This is a genomic window from Collinsella sp. AF28-5AC, from assembly GCF_003457875.1.
Lineage (GTDB): Bacteria > Actinomycetota > Coriobacteriia > Coriobacteriales > Coriobacteriaceae > Collinsella.
Window position 1 is genome coordinate 1 of the sequence record NZ_QRTA01000016.1, and the last position, 17,433, is coordinate 17,433.

The following is a 17,433-nucleotide window of genomic DNA, read 5'->3' on the forward strand; positions in this document are numbered from 1 at the left end:
CAGCCCGTGGGAGGCCAGGGCGCCGCTGACCGGTGGACGGCACCGAGCCGTCGCAAGACTTGAAGAAGGGGGAGGCCTCGCGGCCTCCCCCTTTTTTGCGTTTTATAGAGAGCTGTAATACAAGAACTCGCCTTCTTTTAGCTTGTCTTACTGTTTGGCTGTATTTTGAGTCCTTCTTTTGTATTTGCGCGATAATAACTCCCATTGGCGTTAGGGAGGACTTGATGTTTACCGTTTTTGTTTTGGGCAATATTGCTTCGGGTAAGTCGACTGCCTGCCGCTATCTCGAATCTCATGGCGCCATGCTCATCGATCTGGACGAACTTGCCAAATCGCTGTATGTGCCAGGCTCAGATATCGTCAATGCCCTCGCGGAAGAATTTGGCTGGGATATTTTGGACGAGGAGGGCGGCGTTCGCCGTAACATACTCGCTTCTCGAGCTTTTGTTTCTCCTGATGCGGTCGCGAGGCTCAATAGCATTGTGCACCCCGTTCTCATTGAGCAACTGTCACTGAGGATTCTTGATCCGGTTTGCTGCACGGTTTCTTCCCCCCGTTATCCCTTTGCGGTGGTCGAGGTTTCTGCTCCGACTGGTTTTGAGGATGCATTTGGCTTGGCTGATGAAATTCTGGTCATCAGCGCCCCTTTGTCAGTTCGTCGCGAGCGTGCTATTCAGCGTGGCATGGAGCCATCTGATTTCGATGCCCGTTCTGCTTGCCAGCCCGATGAGTCTGCGCTGTGCAATCTCGCTACAACGGTGATTGATAATGCCGCAGGCGATAATTCGCTCTTTGAGCAGCTTGACTCATGGCTTGCATGCCATGGGTTTATAGACACTGCGAATAAGGAGGATGCCGATGCCTAAGACACGTTTCTTTGCGTGGTATCGCCTTATTCCGCTGGCTGCCGTTTTTGCCTTCGGCCTTATCTCATTCGTTTACTCGTGTGCTCCCGCGGCTTTCTTTAAGCCGCTGTATCCCATTGACCACGAGGCGTATGTAAAGCAATCGAGTATTTCGCATAATCTGGATCCGTATCTGGTGTGCGCTGTCATTAAGTCGGAATCGAATTGGGATCCCGAGGCTGAGTCGAATCAGGGTGCTCAGGGATTGATGCAGCTGATGCCTGTGACTGCTCAGGATATGATCACCAAGGGCCTTGTCGACGGTGACGAGTATTCGGTCGACAACCTTAACGATCCGGCTACCAATATCGAGTTTGGCTGCGCATACCTCTCGTATCTTCTGACCTATTTCAATGGGTCGACGGATAGTGCCATTGCCGCCTATAACGCTGGCATGGGCAATGTCGACGGTTGGGCGCAGCAGAGCACGTCGCTTCATAATGCAATCACCTTTCCCGAGACGCAGGCGTATCTGATTCGTGTCAATAATGCCTGGGTTCGCTATAAGACCCTCTATCCCGATCGGTTCGTATAGGACTATGCCTGCCGCCTGCGTATACTGCAGATATATGAGTTAGGAGTATCCATGGCGGAATTTGAAGTAGAACGCGTTGGCGGTGAACTTAAGCGCTTTGGCGTTGAGGGCGCTGAGGTGCCGTTTGAAGTCGTTTCTCCCTATGAGCCTGCAGGTTCTCAGCCTAAGGCCATTGAGTCGCTTGTGCAGGGTGTGAGGGATGGAGATCGCTATCAGGTTTTGCTGGGCGTGACTGGTTCGGGCAAGACCTTCACGATGGCTAAGACTATTGAGGCCCTGGGGAAGCCGACGCTGGTCATGGCTCCCAATAAAACGCTCGCCGCTCAGCTTGCGAGCGAGCTCAAAGAGTTCTTTCCCAACAACGCTGTGGTCTACTTTGTCTCGTACTACGACTACTATCAGCCCGAGGCGTATGTGCCGCAAAGCGATACATATATCGAGAAAGACTCCTCGATTAACGAAGAGGTCGAGATGCTGCGCCATCAGGCGACCGCATCGCTGCTATCTCGACGCGATGTGATCGTTGTCGCATCGGTCTCGTGTATCTATGGCATTGGCTCTCCTGAGGACTATGCGGGTCTGGCTCCAAACGTCGACAAGAAGGTGCCGCTCGAGCGCGATGACTTTATCCATGCGCTTATCGACATTCAATATGATCGCAATGACTATGACCTGGCGCGCGGCACGTTCCGCGTGCGCGGTGATGTCGTCGACGTGTATCCGCCTTATGCCGAGCATCCGTTGCGGTTTGAGTTCTTTGGTGACGAGGTTGAACTGATAGCCGAGATCGATGAGGTCACCGGAGAGATGCTTCGTGAGTACGAGGCCATCCCCGTATGGCCGGCATCGCACTACGTGACCGAGAAGCCGAAGGTCAAGGCGGCTCTGAAATCGATCAGCGAAGAGTGCGAGAAGCGCGTGGCGGAGCTCAAGGCGACTGACAAGTTGCTCGAGGCGCAGCGTCTGCAGCAGCGCACCGATTATGATCTTGAGATGCTCGAGACGATGGGCTTTTGCAACGGCATCGAGAACTACTCGCGTCATCTGGACGGTCGCAAGCCGGGTGAGCCGCCGTTTACCCTGATCGATTACTTTCCTAAGGACATGCTCTGCATCATCGATGAGAGCCATGTGACGGTGCCGCAGATTCGCGGTATGCACGAAGGTGACCGCTCGCGTAAGGTAACGCTGGTGGAACACGGTTTTCGCCTGCCCTCGGCACTCGATAATCGCCCGCTTCGTTTCGATGAGTTTGAGGCAAGGATACCCCAGTTTATCTATGTTTCGGCCACACCGGGCGACTACGAGCTGCGGGTGAGCCAAAACGACGTGGAGCAGATTATTCGTCCGACCGGTCTGCTCGACCCCAAGATCGATGTGCGTCCGGTTCGTGGGCAGATTGACGATCTTGAGGACGAGATTCGCGAGCGCGTTGCCCGCAAGGAGCGCGTGCTGGTGACCACGCTCACCAAGCGCATGGCCGAGGACCTGACCGACCATCTGCTTGATGCCGGCATTAAGGTCAATTACATGCACTCCGATACAGCGACGATGGACCGTGTCGAGATCCTGCGAACGCTGCGCGAGGGAAAGATTGATGTTCTCGTTGGCATCAACCTGCTTCGCGAGGGCTTGGATCTCCCCGAGGTCTCACTGGTGGCAATTCTCGATGCCGATAAGGAAGGCTTCTTGCGCAACCGCCGTTCGCTGATTCAGACGATTGGCCGCGCGGCCCGTAACGCCGATGGCGAAGTCATCATGTATGCAGACGTTGTGACCGATTCGATGAAAGAGGCCATCGAGGAGACGCAGCGCCGTCGCGAGATTCAGATGGCATATAACGAAGAATATGGCATTGTGCCCAAGACGGTGCGCAAGGCCATCAACGACATCTCAAGTTTTATTGCCGAGGCCGAAAAAACCGTGGGTTCCAAGGGGCGCTCGAAGGGCGACTCTCTTGGCCATGGCGCATTCTATACGCCCGATGAGTTGGGCGAGGGTGGCGTGCCGGAAACGGTGGCGCCCGAGCAGACACTTGCGGAGCAGTTGGAAGAACTGCCGCATGACGAGCTCGTGCGGATCGTCGAAACCATGGAAGAGGATATGCGTAACGCTTCTGCCGCCATGGACTTTGAGGAGGCGGCGCGCCTGCGCGATGCCGTCGTTCAGATTCGGGCGATGCTCGAGGGTGCGTCTGAGGACGAGACGATCGAGCGCTTACGTTCGCAGGCCCGCAAGGGTTCCACGTTCGCATCGGGCAGAAAACGCCAGGGTGCACGGTTTAAGAAATAGTGAACAGGCCCCGAGTTCCCTGTGGAGCTTGGGGCCTGTGTCTTTTGCGCGCTGGAATTCGTGCGTTAGAGGTCTGCGATCAGGGCTTCGGCACAACGGATGCCGTCGGTGGCCGCGCTCATGATGCCGCCGGCATATCCAGCTCCCTCACCACAAGGGTAGAGGCCCGGGGTCGACACGGCATGGCACGTTCGGTCTCGGGTGACAGTGACCGGTGAGCTCGAACGAGTCTCCACGCCGGTAAGAACGGCATCGGGGCAGTCGTAGCCGCGTAGCTTTTTTCCGAGTAGGGGAAGTCCCAGGCGGAGCGACTCGATGATATGCTGCGGCAGGGCTTCGTCAATTGCCGTCCAGGTCACACCGAGCGGATAGGTGGGCTTTACCTTTCCGGGCGCCTTACTGGCGTGTCCTGCGAGGAAATCTCCGACGAGCTGTGCTGGTGCGTTCCAGTTGGAACCGCCCAGGCGATAGGCGGCCGCCTCGCAGGCACGCTGGAGCTCGATGCCGGCGAGCGGGTCATTGTTGGGAAGGTCCTCAGGCGTGACGTTAACGAGCAGGGCGGCATTTGCGTTGCGTCCGTCGCGGGCATTGAGACTGGCGCCGTTGACGCACAGGTGGCCCTGCTCGGAAGAGGCGGCGACAACCTGCCCGCCGGGGCACATGCAAAACGAGAACACGCTGCGGCCGTTGGGAAGATGGGCGACGAGCTTGTAAGGGGCTGCTCCGAGGGCAGGATGTCCCGCCGAGGCTCCGTATTGGACTCGGTCGATGTCGCGCTGCGGATGCTCGATGCGAACGCCCATGGCAAAGGTCTTTTGTGCGAGGGCCACGTTGTGGCCCTTAAGGAGCTCAAAAATATCGCGAGCAGAATGCCCGCAGGCGAGGATGAGGTGCTTTGTCTCGATTGGCTCGCAAGCGGCGTCTTGGGACGATTGGACATCAATACCGGTGATGGCGCCAGACGCGTCGATGCGAATGTCGACGAGCTTCGTTCGATAACGGACGACACCTCCGAGCTGCTCGATGCGCTGGGATATAGCGGTGACAACCGTGGGAAGGATGTCGGAGCCAATGTGCGGCTTGGCATCCCACAGAATATCGCGGGGCGCGCCCGCCTCGACGAAGGTTTCGAGGATAAGGCGATGGGCGGGATTTTTGGTTCCCGTATTGAGTTTGCCGTCCGAGAAGGTTCCCGCGCCGCCCAGGCCAAACTGGATATTGCTCTCGGGGTCGAGGATGCGCTCCTTTAGAAAGAGGTCGATCGCCTGCGAGCGGCGAAATGCCGGGTCGCCGCGCTCGATGAGCAAGGGCTTAAGACCTGCTTCGGCGAGCGTAAGCGCAGCGAAAAGGCCGGCACACCCGGCGCCGACAACGACAGGGCGTTCTTGAGGTGCGTCGGAGGCGGGGGAGGGGAATGAAGGCTCATCGTCTTCTATCGCGCGTACGCGCGAGCGGTCACGCTCGACAACGCTGTCGACTGCTTCTCGCTCGAGGTGGGGACTAGTCAGCTCAACACGAAAGCCCAGGATAAAATGGACGTCTCGTTTTTTGCGAGCGTCGATTGACTTGCGGTGGAGCTCGATGGACTTGATTTCGGAGTCCTTGCAACGTAGGACGCGCTTGGCGACTCGCTTGCCAACAATGAGACAGGCATTTTCATCGCCGGCTTCATCGAGCGACGCGTTGACTTGGGTGATTTCGATCATCGAGGTCTCCTTAGAGGCAAGAAAGAGGCCGTCCGGTATTCCAGACGGCCCGAATGCGTTTTTGATTATAGACTGCGCGGCTACAGGCTGCTTGCAGCGCGAATGCCCGAGATCCAGGCCCACGCAAGGTTAAAGCCTCCGCAATCGGCGTCGATGTCGAGCGCTTCACCGCAAACGTAAAGCGGAGCGTCGACAACGCTGCGCGCGCGTAGGCTGGGTGTTGAGATACTCTTGACAGATACGCCACCACGCGTGACCTGCGCTGAGCGCTCCTCGGCTGTTCCCTCGACGAGCAACTTAAAGTGCTTGAGGATCGAGACCAGGTGGATGACATCGTTGGAGCCTGGATGGCACTGCTCGAACGCTGTGCAGACGACGCGGGAGAGTTGCGGGGCGAGCATGCCGTCGAGCCAACGGGGATCGCGGGGTGAAAAGTCACCGAACAGCTCAACGCGCCGGTTGAGGATATCGAGCAACTCGTCTTTGGAGAGGTCGGGGAAAACGTCGAGCAGGATCGTATCGCCGTGCTGGATACGACGAGAGAGGTTGAAGACAGCGACACCCGAGATACCGAAGGTTCGAAACAGCACTTCACCGTCTTCGTGCCAGAGCTCATTATGATTGCGGGCGAGCGTCAAGCGGGCACGGACGCGCAGGCCATCCAACGTCTTGAATGCCGCCCGATCGCCAACGACCGTTGCCGATACGGGGCAGAGGATGGGGCGCAACGAAGTGAGGGGGAGGCTAAACGTATCGGCGATACCGGTGGGGTTGCCGCCCGTGGCGATAATTACGGCATGTGCCTGCAGGGCCTCGTTCTTGCGAGGGACATCGGCGAGCGCTTTCCGAAGCGAGCGGAGCTCCGATTTTCGGTCGTCGTGCTTTTTTGCCTTGAGTGCCCGCGCTGGACGGTCTATTTGGAGTGCCCAGCCTTCGGAAGCTTTGTGCGCCGAGGCAACGTTGGCTCCGCAGATTAAGGTGATACCTAGGCGGTCGCAAACGCTGAGAAGCGCGTCGCGCACCGATTCGGCGCGAAGGGAGCGCGGGTACAGCCGGCCTTCCTCGGAGGTTGTCATGATGCCCAGCGAGGAGAAGAAACCCATAAGCTCTTGTTCGGGCTGGGGGCCCATGACGGATTCGACGAATGCGGGGTGGTTATACCGCTGAGGATCAATCGATTCGTTGGAGAGGTTGCAACGGCCGTTACCGGTCGCAAGGAGCTTGAGGCCGCAGGCGACATCGCGCTCAACGATGCAGACGCTTTTGCCAGCGCGTGCGGCCGTAATGGCGGCGGCGAGGCCTGAAGCCCCGCCGCCGATTACCAAGACGTCATAGAGGGCGCTCGCGTTCACTTAGGCCTCGTCGGTCTCGTGCGGGGTAATAGCCTCGACGGCAGAGACTGCCTTGGGCAACATGCCATCGGGCAGCGCGGTCTCGACCTCGCCCTTATCGCAGGCCTCGGCGAGTGCCGGATTAATGGGAAGCTGGCCCAAGATGTCGAGGTTATAGCGCTCTGCGACCTCGGGGAGCTTGCTCTTGCCAAAGACCTCGATCTTCTTGCCGCAGTCGGGGCACTCAATATAGCTCATGTTCTCGACAATGCCCAGAATGGGGACGTTCATCTTCTCGGCCATGTTGACCGCCTTGGCGACGATCATCGAGACCAGATCCTGCGGGCTCGTGACGATGACGATGCCGTCGACCGGCAGCGACTGGAAGACGGTGAGCGCGACGTCGCCTGTTCCCGGAGGCATGTCGACCAGTAGGTAGTCGATGGGGCCCCACGAGGTCTCGCTCCAGAACTGCCTAATGGCGCCTGCGATGACCGGACCGCGCCAAAGGACGGGGTCGGTCTCGTTTTGGAGCAGCAGGTTGGAGCTCATGACCTTGACGCCGTGCTCGGAGATTTCGGGCAGCATAAGGTTGCCAAGGGCATGGACGTGGCGTCCACTCATACCGAACATCTTGGGGATAGAGGGACCGGTGATGTCGGCATCGAGGACGCCGACCTTGTGGCCGTGACGGGCAAGCTCGGTGGCGATGGCACCGGTGACAAATGACTTGCCGACACCGCCCTTGCCGGAAAGCACGGCGATGACGCGCTTGACCTCGGACAGCGTGTTCTCCTCAAATTGCGACGGCGACGTTTGTCCGCCGGCGGCCTGTGCGTGTTCGCAACCCATGTATGACTCCTTTGTATATGCTGGGGCCGGGGCCCCGCGATGTGACACGAGCGTCATTGTACCCTCGTTTGCGAGCGGGAGTCATTTGCGATGCGTTTGGGCCGAGCGTGCTTGCAATACGATGGGCCCAAGCGAATGGGCGGGCTTACTGAACTTTGCTGGCGAACTCGAGGTATTGCATGCGCTGCAGCTTGTCGATCGTCGAGGCGTAGGGGCTGTCTTTCGATTCCAAGTCGTAGCGCAGCCCGTCGGCACCGAGATAGCCGGCGACATTGATGGTGGGCACATCTGACCTTGTCGCAAGCAGGGCCTTTTGGTAATTGGTGAGCGGGGCGCCGATCTTATTAAGGGTAATGGCTGCAATCTCGTTTGCCCCGACGGTGTCGTAGACGTTGAGCTCGGTATTGCCGGCGATCTCATAGTTAGCCCAGACGAGATATGTCGACTGATAGATACGGAAAGCGTGGCTTGCCGTATCTTCCTGAGGGTACAGCTCGTCGTTGAGAGTCGTTGCGGCGCTCGGCTGATGGTCGCCAAAAAAGACAAGAACAACCGGTCTGCCGATATTGCGGAGCTCGTTGATAAAGTACTCGAGGTCCCGGTCGGATGCGTTGATGCAGGTGAGATAGGTGTTGAGCGCGCTGTTGGCACCCTCACTGGCTCCCTCGACCCAATAGTTTGTCAGCTCTTCGGCGGGAACGGTGCCATAGTCGTAGCCGCCGTGATTTTGCATCGTGACGTCAAAGATGAACTGCGGGGCTTCGTTAGTTCTAAGCAGGTCGAGTATCTTGTCGTAGGTGGCGTAGTCGCATACGCCGGCATGGTAATAGGGCGCACCTTCGAAATCGCCGATTGAAAGAAAGTCTCCAAAGCCCAGCTGCTGATAGATTTTATCTCGATGGTAGTTGACGGGGTTTTGCGGGTGCATAGCGGTAGCGGTATACCCAAGCTCTTTAAGGTCCTTTGCCAGGCTGTTGACGCCATTCATCTGATACAGCTGATAGGGGATTTTGCCTAATCCGACAAAGGCCGTTGTCGCTCCGGTCAAAAATTCGAATTCGGAGTTCGCCGTTCCGCCACCGGCGACCGAAGCGAGCATGGTGCCGCGAACAAGTGTGTCGGGAAGCGAGTTGTAGAATGCGGGGCCGGTGTACCCGTCCGTCTGGAGCTGCTCAAAGCACGAAAGGTCGCTAAAACTCTCGTTCATGACGGCAACAATCGTCGGCTTGATTTCATTGAACTGGGCAACGGCCGCCGCGCGCTGTTCGCTCGAGCCATATGTGCTGTCGTAGACGGCGGCGAGCTCCTGCTCGATGCTCTGCGCCTCATCGGGCGTATAGTCTTTGGGCTTCTCAATGGGCAACTCGTTGACCATTTCGGTGAACGAAGTGATAAAACCCTGAGACGCATACGTGGTGATGGGCTGCCAACGGTCAAATCCAAAATCCAGCGCCTGCTCCAAGTCGATGTTGGAAAAGCCTGAGAGCCCCACAACGGTCACTAGCAGAAAAGCACAGAGGTTAGCGGCGATAGCGGGGAAGACATGGGTGGGCGTACGGAGCTTTCGCGGTCGGATGAGCGAAAGAAGCCCCAGGGAAATCTCCAGCAGGGCGAGAGAGGTTACGATTCCGGCGGTAAAGGTAAACTCGTATCCCTCGCTCACTTCCATTGCGGTGCCAAGGGCCAAGATATCGCTTGGCAGGATGGCTTCGCCTTTAAACGTTATGACGAAGTGCTCGGCAATGCCAAGGATGCAGCAGACGACGGGCACGAGGGCCATGACGCCTCCATGACGCTGTCCCAGCAAATAAAGGGAGAGCAGAACCGTCGCGAGCAGCCCGACGGAAAACCCGAATGAGTTGGCGGGAATGCGATAGAACGTTTCGTTGCAGGCAATTTCGAGTGAAACGAACGAGAGCGCTGAAACAGCGGCGATGACAAGGATGTCACGGCAAATACAGGCAACCGTTCCCGTCGCAAGGTCGGTTTGGTCGATAAGTCCCGAAACCAAGGGCTCGACAAGAAGCATGACGGCGGCAGCACCGAGCGCCGAATAAGAAAGGACCCATAGAGAGCTGCCCTCATTTACGAGCAATTGATTCGTAACCCATGCAGCTGCCACGCCGAGCGGGATGAGGAGCGTCGCGCACCAAAAGACGCGGGCAATGGGTGGCTTTTCGTTGCGTTTGATTGAAAAATACACGCGCACGACGACGGCGGCCACGATAAGGACGGCGATGAATATGGGCAGATTGGCCATGTCGCTCGAAGTGATTTCAAGGGGGATATCTTCGGTCATGGACGTTCCTCTGGTACAGCAAATTAAGTTCAGTATTAGACTACTGTAACCTTTCCACGGCATTTCGAGAAACAAAGCGCCCGATACGCAAAGCTAAAGGTCTGCGAATCTTGTATTACGAACATCTGTGCGCGTCGAGTGCGCTAAACTCATCGGCAGTATGATTCGATGCAATAGGAGGCAAGGAGCTTCCATGTCTGATTCTTCTATCGTTATTCGCGGCGCCCGTGAGCACAACCTCCGTGATATCGATGTTTCCATTCCGCGTGACCAACTCGTGGTCATTACCGGTCTTTCTGGCTCGGGCAAGAGTTCGCTGGCATTTGACACTATCTATGCCGAGGGCCAGCGTCGATACGTCGAGAGTCTTTCGAGCTATGCGCGCCAGTTCTTGGGACAGATGGACAAACCCGACTTGGATTCAATCGACGGCCTTTCGCCGGCGGTGTCGATCGACCAAAAGACGACGTCTAAAAACCCTCGCTCGACGGTTGGCACCGTAACCGAGATTTATGACTATCTGCGCCTGCTGTTCGCCCGTGTGGGCACCCCGCACTGTCCCGAATGCGGCCGTGTCATTGAGCGCCAGACGACCGACCAGGTTGCCGACAAGGTCTTGACGGCGGGGGAGGGCCGCCGCGCGTTTGTGCTGGCACCGGTGGTGCGCGGGCGAAAAGGCGAGTACACCAAACTGTTTGAGGATCTTCGCGCCGAGGGCTTTAGCCGCGTGCGTGTCGACGGTGAAGTGCGCTCGCTCGACGATCCGATCGATCTGGACAAGAAGTTCAAGCACGATATCGAGGTCGTGGTCGACCGCATCGTGATCCGTGAGAACTCTCTGGGCCGTATCGCCGAGTCTGTTGAGCAGGCGACCGCGCTGGCGCACGGCAATGTGAACGTATACTTGCTGCCCGACCGCGACGCTCCCGAGGGGACCGAAGGCGAGTTGCTGGAGTATTCGCTGGCGTTAGCGTGCCCGGAGCATGGGCACTCCATCGATGACCTGCAGCCGCGTGATTTCTCGTTCAACGCGCCCTATGGCGCGTGCCCAGAGTGCGATGGCCTGGGCTTTAAGAAGACGGTCGATGCCGAGGCCCTAATCGAAGACCCCTCGAAGTCGATCGCCGACGGGGTCTTTGGCAGCCTGTTTGGCAACTCTAACTACTATCCGCAGATTTTCGCTGCGGTCTGCAAACACTTTAAGGTGAGCGTCGATACGCCGTGGAAGGATCTGCCTCCGCGGGTGCGTCGCGCGTTTTTAGACGGCATGGGCGACCAGAAGATTTCGGTCGACTATCAAAAGCTCGATGGGCGCCGCAGCCAGTGGGACACCAAGTTCTCGGGCGTGCGCAATATCCTGTACGAGCGCTATACCGAGACGACGAATGAGAACACCAAGGCGCGCTTGGAGAAGTACATCCGCGAGGAGCCGTGCTCGAGCTGCCACGGCGCTCGTTTGCGCCCCGAGATGCTCGCTGTTACCGTAGGCGGTAAGTCCATTTACGAGGTCTGTTGCCTATCGTGCCGCGAGTCGCTCGAGTTTTTTGAGGGCTTGGAGCTTACCGAGCGCCAACAATTTATCGGCGGGCGCATCGTTAAGGAAATCCTGGAGCGCCTGCGCTTTCTGGTCGATGTCGGACTCGACTATCTGACCCTCGACCGTGCCTCGGCGACGCTTTCCGGAGGCGAGGCCCAGCGCATTCGCCTGGCAACGCAGATCGGCGCCGGCCTCATGGGTGTGCTGTACATTTTGGACGAGCCGTCGATCGGCCTCCATCAGCGCGATAACGAGCGCCTGATCAAGACGCTTGAGCGCCTACGCGATATCGGCAATACCGTCATCGTCGTCGAGCATGATGAGGATACGATTCGTGCTGCCGACTATGTGATCGACATGGGCCCCGGTGCGGGCGTGAACGGCGGACACGTGGTCGCCGCGGGAACGCCTGCCGATATCATGGCGTGCCCCGATTCGATGACGGGTGCCTACCTGACCGGCAAGCGAATGATTCGGGTTCCCGATGAACGCCGCAAGCCCGGTCGCGGCTGCCTTAAGATCACGGGCGCCCGCGCCAACAACCTCAAAAACGTTACCGCCAAGATCGAGTTTGGTACGCTTACGGTCGTTACCGGCGTGTCGGGATCGGGTAAGAGCTCCCTGGTTACCGACACCATCGCACCTGCCCTTACGAATGCCATTCACCGTTCGACGCGCCCTGTGGGTCCGTATAAGAAAATCGAGGGCATCGAGTGTATCGATAAGGTGATCGATATCGACCAGTCGCCGATTGGTCGCACGCCGCGTTCCAACCCTGCTACGTACATTGGCCTGTGGGATGATCTTCGCGCGCTGTTTGCGAGTACGCCGGAGTCGAAGGCGCGCGGCTACTCGCCGGGTCGTTTCTCCTTTAATGTGAGTGGCGGGCGCTGTGAGGCGTGCAAGGGCGATGGGCAGATTAAGATCGAGATGCACTTCCTTCCCGATATCTACGTTCCCTGCGAAGTTTGCGGCGGTAAACGCTACAACCGCGAGACACTCGAGGTCACCTACCGTGGCAAGACCATCTCGGACGTGCTCGACATGAGCGTCACCGAGGCGCTGGCCTTCTTTGGGAATATCCCGCAGATCAAGCGAAAGCTCCAGACGCTGTACGATGTAGGCTTGGGCTACGTGAGCCTGGGCCAGCCCGCCACGACGCTCTCGGGCGGCGAGGCGCAGCGTGTGAAGCTCGCCAAGGAGCTTCATCGACGCCAGACGGGCAAGACGTTCTATATTTTGGACGAGCCGACGACCGGTCTTCATTTTGAGGACGTCCGCCAGCTGCTCGATGTGCTGCAGCGCTTGGTCGATGCGGGCAACACGGTGCTGGTGATTGAGCACAACCTTGATGTCATCAAGGTTGCCGACCGCCTGATCGATATGGGTCCCGAGGGCGGTAACGGCGGCGGAACCGTCGTGGTTTCGGGCACACCGGAGCAGGTTGCGGACTGTCCGCAGAGTTATACGGGCAAGTTTTTGGCACCGTTGCTCAGGCGTGACCGGGAGCGTCAGGCTCAACTTGATGCTCAATAAATAGGCGATTCAGTTTATGGGCGCCATCGACTCCTTGTGATTCGATGGCGCTTGCTGTGCCGAAGTGACGTATGCAGCCGAATTGGACATATACTTAATCGTTGCGTCCGAATGCGAGGGAAAGGATATGTCATGGCAAAGGCTGTAAAGACGCCAAAAACCAATGCGATGCGCGAGCTGGAAAGCGCCGGCATTTCCTATGTTCTACATACGTACGAAGACGATGGCGATGAGTCGGTGGGCCTGGGGGTCGCGATTTCGGAGCAGCTTGGCGAGGAGCCCGGTCAAGGATTTAAGACCTTGGTCTGCGTGACGCCGTCCAACGACCATGTCGTGTGCTGCATCCCTGTTGCCGATGAGCTCGATCTAAAGTCCGCCGCGCGTGCCGCGGGGGAGAAGTCCTTGGTTATGATGCATGTGAAGGATTTGCTTGCGGCGACTGGCTACGTTCGCGGCGGCTGCAGCCCGGTCGGTATGAAAAAACGCTACCGGACGCTCATTGATGAGACGTGTGTCCTTTGGGATACCATTTTTATTTCGGGAGGCAAGCGTGGTTATCAGCTCGAGCTTGCACCCGATGATTTAATTGCATTTTGCGGGGCGACGGTTGCCGCGATTACGAGAGAGGACTGAGCGATGCCGCAGGAAGAATTGAAGCGCGGAGCTCATTTTGCAAAAGAATCTGCGCCTCAGACACCCTCATCCGAAGCTTCTTCGTCGCGAGATGACACTGACGACATGGGCTCGTCGGACTACTCCACGGTTGGTCGTTCCGCCGGGCTTATGACCATCCTGACTATCGTGTCTCGCGTCACCGGTTTTATCCGCACGTGGGCAATGGCGGCCGCTATCGGCATGTCGCTACTCTCGTCCTCCTATCAGGTCGCCAACAACCTGCCCAATATGCTCTACGAACTCGTGATGGGTGGCATGCTCGTGACGGCGTTTTTGCCCGTGTACATGGGCGTGAGGCGTGAGCAGGGTCGCGAGGCCTCGAACGAGTACGTGGGCAACCTGCTCGGCATTCTGCTTTTAGTGCTGGGTGGCATTTCGTTGCTGGGGACCGTGTTCGCCCCGGGCTTTATCTGGACGCAATCGTTCCTTTCGGGTGACGGTGGCAGCATGGATACCGCTGCGTTCATGTTCCGTTTCTTTGCCATCCAGATTCTGTTTTATGGTTTGGGCTCGGTGTTCTCGGGCGTTCTCAACGCACACCGCGACTACTTTTGGTCGACGTTTGCCCCGGTCCTCAACAATGTGATCGTCATTGCGAGCTTTATGGGTTTTGCGCCCGTGTCCGCACAGTTTGGCGAACGTGCCGGCATCATCTTGATTGCGGCCGGTACGACCCTCGGTGTCTTTGTTCAGATGGCATGTCAGATTCCCGCGCTTGGCAAGCACGGCGTGCATCCCCATATCCATATCGACTTTAAGGACCCCGCGCTGCGCCAGACGATTGCGCTCGGTATCCCGACGCTGCTCGCCACGGTGTGCATGTTTGTCTCGACTTCTATCACCAACGCTGCCGCGCTGGTGGTCCAGCCCGAGACGGGTCCTTCCGTCATCGCCTATGCGCGCCTGTGGTACACGCTGCCCTACGCGCTGATTGCCGCCTCGCTTTCGACGGCGCTCTATACCGAGCTCTCTCATGACGCACAGGAGAAGGATTACGACAGCGTTCGCACGGGCATTTCGCGTGGCGTCGCCCAGATGCTGTTCTTCCTGATTCCGTTCGCACTGTACCTGATTGTCTTCGCACGTCCGCTCAATATGATCTACTGTGCTGGCAAGTTCGATGAATCCGGCGTGGCGCTGGTATCCGAGTACCTTGTCTACCTGGCGCTCTCGCTGCCGCTCTACGGCGTGGTCGTGTTGATGCAGAAGAGCTTCTCTGCCTTGCTCGACATGAAGCCCTATAGCCGCTATTGCCTGTATTCCGCCATCGGCCAGGCCGGCTCGGTTCTGCTGTTTGGCGTTGTGCTGGGCTTCGGTATGCCGGCAATCGCGCTTTCGTATGTCGTCGACTACGTGATCTTGGTCGGCTGTTCGCTGTGGTGGCTGCGTCGTCGCCTGCGTGGCCTTCAGGTCAAATCTATCCTACATGGCGGTTTCTTTGGCCTTTTGCTCGGTGGCCTAGGTGCTGCCGCAGGCGCCGGCGTCATGTGGGCGCTTGAACACTTTGTCGGGGCACTTGGCGGCTCGATTCTGATTACTCTTGGCTACGTTTGCGTTGCGGGTGTCGCCTCGCTTGTTGTTACCTTTGGCCTTGCCGTCGTCCTTAAGATGCCCGAGGTCTCGGCGCTGCTTCGTCGCAAGTAGGTGCGCGTGGCCGGTCACGACAACATACCAACGCTTGCCGAGCAGGTTTCGCGCGTTCCCACACAGCCCGGATGCTACCTTTGGAAGGATGCCAAGGGCGATGTCATCTACGTGGGCAAGGCGAAAAACCTGCGCGCCCGCATGCGTCAATACGTGACACTGCAGGATGAGCGTCAAAAGATCCCGCTGATGATGCAGCTGGTGGCGAGCTTTGACTACATCGTTGTCGAAACCGAGCATGAGGCGCTTGTACTCGAGCGCAACCTGATCGGCCAGTACCATCCGTACTTTAACGTCGACCTCAAGGATGACAAGAGCTACCCCTTTATTGCCATTACAAAGGGCGACCTGTATCCCGCGATCAAATACACGCGTGAGCGTCATAAGCCGGGAACGCGCTATTTTGGACCCTATACCGATAGCCGTGCGGCACGTGAGACGATAGATACGCTGCGCAAGGTTATCCCCATCTGCTCTGCATCCTGTGCGGAGTGGCGTCGTTGTCGCCGTACCATCGAGTCCCACAAGGGCGAGGAAGACATCGTCAATATGATTTGCGCACAAAACGGGCGTCCCTGCTTTGACTACCATGTCGGGCGCGGCCCGGGTGCGTGTATCGGCGCGATTTCCCCGGCAGACTATGCCAAGAACGTCAAGCGTGTCGAGCGCTTTTTGTCGGGCCATCGCAAGGATGTCGTCGATGAGCTGACCTCCGAGATGACGGATGCCGCCGAGGCGCTCGACTTTGAGCGCGCGGCACGCGTCAAACGTCGTTTGGAGGTCATCAGGGGTCTGGACGATCGTCAGCAAGTCGTTTTTCCCTCCAGTGTCGATATCGATGTCATCGGGTTCTATCGCGAGGAGACCATCTCCGCCGCTTGCGTCTTCGTCGTTCGCGAGGGCCGAACAGTTCGCACCTGCGAGTTCATTCTCGACAAGGGTCTTGATGTTGACGAGGAAGAGCTCCAGTCGGGCTTTCTTAAGCGCTATTACGACGAGACGGCTGATATTCCAGCTGAGGTCAACCTTTCCGTCGAGCTTGAGGATGCGGAGGCGCTGGGGGAGTGGCTTGCGGGCAAGCGTGAGCGTTCCTGCCATCTCCATAGGCCGCAGCGTGGCGAAAAGCACCGTCTGCTCGATATGGCATCCAAAAATGCGCGCCATGCCCTCATGCGCTACATGATGCGAACGGGGTACGCTGACGACCGCACCAATCAAGCGCTCCTGGAGCTCGAAAGTGCGTTGGCGCTGCCATCGCCGCCGTTGCGTATCGAGTGCTTCGATATCTCTACACTGCATGGCACCTTTACGGTCGCCTCGATGGTGGTGTTTACCAACGGGCGCGCCGACAAGAGCCAGTACCGTCGTTTTAAAATTCAGGCCGAATTGGACGAGGCAAACGACTTCGTGTCGATGTCCGAGGTTTTGGGACGACGCTATGCTCCCGAGCGCATGGCCGACGAGCGCTTTGGCTCGCGCCCCGATTTGCTCGTTGTCGATGGCGGTAAGCCGCAATTGACCGCTGCGATCAAGCAACTTGAGGCTCTTGGGCTCGATATACCAGTTTGTGGCTTGGCGAAGGCCGACGAGGAAGTTTTTGTGCCTTGGGACGAGACTCCTGTCGTGCTGCCGACCGGGTCTGCTTCGCTCTATCTAATTAAACAGGTACGCGATGAGTCCCACCGATTTGCCATCACGTTCCACCGTGAGTTGCGCGATAAAGCCATGACGGTTTCGGTACTCGATGACGTTCCGGGCGTGGGACCCACCAGAAAACGTGCCCTTATGCGCCATTTTGGCTCGATGAAGCGTTTGCGCGCGGCGAGCGAGCAAGAGATCGCGGAAGTTCGCGGCATACCTGCCGATGTTGCCAAGGCGGTCCACGAGGCGCTCGTTGCATGGAATGCCGAGCGCGCCGAGGCGGCGGCTGGCCATTCCGATAGCTAAACACGAGCCTAAACAACTGATATACATGATTGCGCGATTTTCAACCATTTATTTCGCCATGATTGCCTGCTGGTTTCGGGTTTTATTAACGCTAAAACGTTTGACTAACCCAAGCGAAAACCCTGCTATCCTGCGGGTTGACGAAGACTGATATCTCACCTCGCCGATACATAC

11 protein-coding genes are annotated in these 17,433 nt (G+C 57.9%); 7 read left to right on the forward strand and 4 right to left on the reverse strand.

The window, feature by feature from the left end:
* Positions 1–224: 224 nt before the first annotated feature.
* The 3 genes from coaE to uvrB are packed head-to-tail and all read left to right on the forward strand — an operon-like array spanning position 225 to position 3,732.
* The gene (coaE, locus tag DWZ01_RS09000; RefSeq protein WP_117635947.1) at positions 225–866 is read left to right on the forward strand and encodes a dephospho-CoA kinase; all 642 of its coding nucleotides are present in this window, start codon (positions 225–227) and stop codon (positions 864–866) included.
* On the forward strand, positions 859–1,440 hold the full coding sequence (locus tag DWZ01_RS09005; RefSeq protein WP_117635946.1) for a lytic transglycosylase domain-containing protein: 582 nt from the start codon (positions 859–861) through the stop codon (positions 1,438–1,440). Before coaE ends, DWZ01_RS09005 begins: the two co-directional genes overlap by 8 nt.
* Before the next feature lie 51 nt (positions 1,441–1,491).
* On the forward strand, positions 1,492–3,732 hold the full coding sequence (gene uvrB, locus DWZ01_RS09010) for an excinuclease ABC subunit UvrB (RefSeq protein WP_117848715.1): 2,241 nt from the start codon (positions 1,492–1,494) through the stop codon (positions 3,730–3,732).
* Between the two features lie 65 nt (positions 3,733–3,797).
* Here the strand turns inward: uvrB and DWZ01_RS09015 are convergent, their stop codons facing one another.
* From DWZ01_RS09015 to DWZ01_RS09030, 4 genes are all read right to left on the reverse strand, one after another.
* Positions 3,798–5,438, reverse strand: a complete 1,641-nt coding sequence (locus DWZ01_RS09015; protein ID WP_117848717.1) for an NAD(P)/FAD-dependent oxidoreductase — start codon at positions 5,436–5,438, stop codon at positions 3,798–3,800.
* 80 nt (positions 5,439–5,518) lie between these two features.
* Positions 5,519–6,790 (reverse strand): NAD(P)/FAD-dependent oxidoreductase, encoded by a 1,272-nt coding sequence (locus tag DWZ01_RS09020; protein WP_117848719.1) that lies wholly within the window; start codon positions 6,788–6,790, stop codon positions 5,519–5,521.
* Positions 6,791–7,621: an Mrp/NBP35 family ATP-binding protein gene (locus tag DWZ01_RS09025; RefSeq protein ID WP_022094864.1), complete on the reverse strand. Its 831-nt coding sequence runs from the start codon at positions 7,619–7,621 to the stop codon at positions 6,791–6,793.
* A 145-nt stretch (positions 7,622–7,766) separates the two neighbouring features.
* The gene (locus DWZ01_RS09030) at positions 7,767–9,920 is read right to left on the reverse strand and encodes an LTA synthase family protein (protein WP_158557022.1); all 2,154 of its coding nucleotides are present in this window, start codon (positions 9,918–9,920) and stop codon (positions 7,767–7,769) included.
* Between the two features lie 193 nt (positions 9,921–10,113).
* On the opposite strand from DWZ01_RS09030, the gene uvrA reads away from it, so the two are divergent.
* The 4 genes from uvrA (at position 10,114) to uvrC (ending at position 17,259) form a co-directional block, all read left to right on the forward strand.
* Positions 10,114–12,993: an excinuclease ABC subunit UvrA gene (uvrA, locus tag DWZ01_RS09035; protein WP_117848723.1), complete on the forward strand. Its 2,880-nt coding sequence runs from the start codon at positions 10,114–10,116 to the stop codon at positions 12,991–12,993.
* Positions 12,994–13,125: 132 nt separating this feature from the next.
* Entirely contained in the window at positions 13,126–13,626 is a 501-nt protein-coding gene (gene ybaK, locus DWZ01_RS09040) for a Cys-tRNA(Pro) deacylase (protein WP_117848725.1), read from the forward strand.
* Between the two features lie 105 nt (positions 13,627–13,731).
* Positions 13,732–15,312: a murein biosynthesis integral membrane protein MurJ gene (murJ, locus tag DWZ01_RS09045; protein WP_117848727.1), complete on the forward strand. Its 1,581-nt coding sequence runs from the start codon at positions 13,732–13,734 to the stop codon at positions 15,310–15,312.
* Positions 15,313–15,318: 6 nt separating this feature from the next.
* The gene (gene uvrC, locus DWZ01_RS09050; protein ID WP_334199552.1) at positions 15,319–17,259 is read left to right on the forward strand and encodes an excinuclease ABC subunit UvrC; all 1,941 of its coding nucleotides are present in this window, start codon (positions 15,319–15,321) and stop codon (positions 17,257–17,259) included.
* Positions 17,260–17,433 lie beyond the last annotated feature (174 nt).

Bases quoted from the DNA above. Each gene is read 5' to 3' on its own strand.
- DWZ01_RS09025 (WP_022094864.1), bottom strand. From the start codon at position 7,621: ATGGGTTGCGAACACGCACAGGCCGCCGGCGGACAAACGTCGCCGTCG.
- coaE (WP_117635947.1), top strand. From the start codon at position 225: ATGTTTACCGTTTTTGTTTTGGGCAATATTGCTTCGGGTAAGTCGACT.
- uvrB (WP_117848715.1), top strand. From the start codon at position 1,492: ATGGCGGAATTTGAAGTAGAACGCGTTGGCGGTGAACTTAAGCGCTTT.
- ybaK (WP_117848725.1), top strand. From the start codon at position 13,126: ATGGCAAAGGCTGTAAAGACGCCAAAAACCAATGCGATGCGCGAGCTG.
- DWZ01_RS09030 (WP_158557022.1), bottom strand. From the start codon at position 9,920: ATGACCGAAGATATCCCCCTTGAAATCACTTCGAGCGACATGGCCAAT.
- murJ (WP_117848727.1), top strand. From the start codon at position 13,732: ATGGGCTCGTCGGACTACTCCACGGTTGGTCGTTCCGCCGGGCTTATG.
- uvrA (WP_117848723.1), top strand. From the start codon at position 10,114: ATGTCTGATTCTTCTATCGTTATTCGCGGCGCCCGTGAGCACAACCTC.
- DWZ01_RS09015 (WP_117848717.1), bottom strand. From the start codon at position 5,438: ATGATCGAAATCACCCAAGTCAACGCGTCGCTCGATGAAGCCGGCGAT.
- DWZ01_RS09005 (WP_117635946.1), top strand. From the start codon at position 859: ATGCCTAAGACACGTTTCTTTGCGTGGTATCGCCTTATTCCGCTGGCT.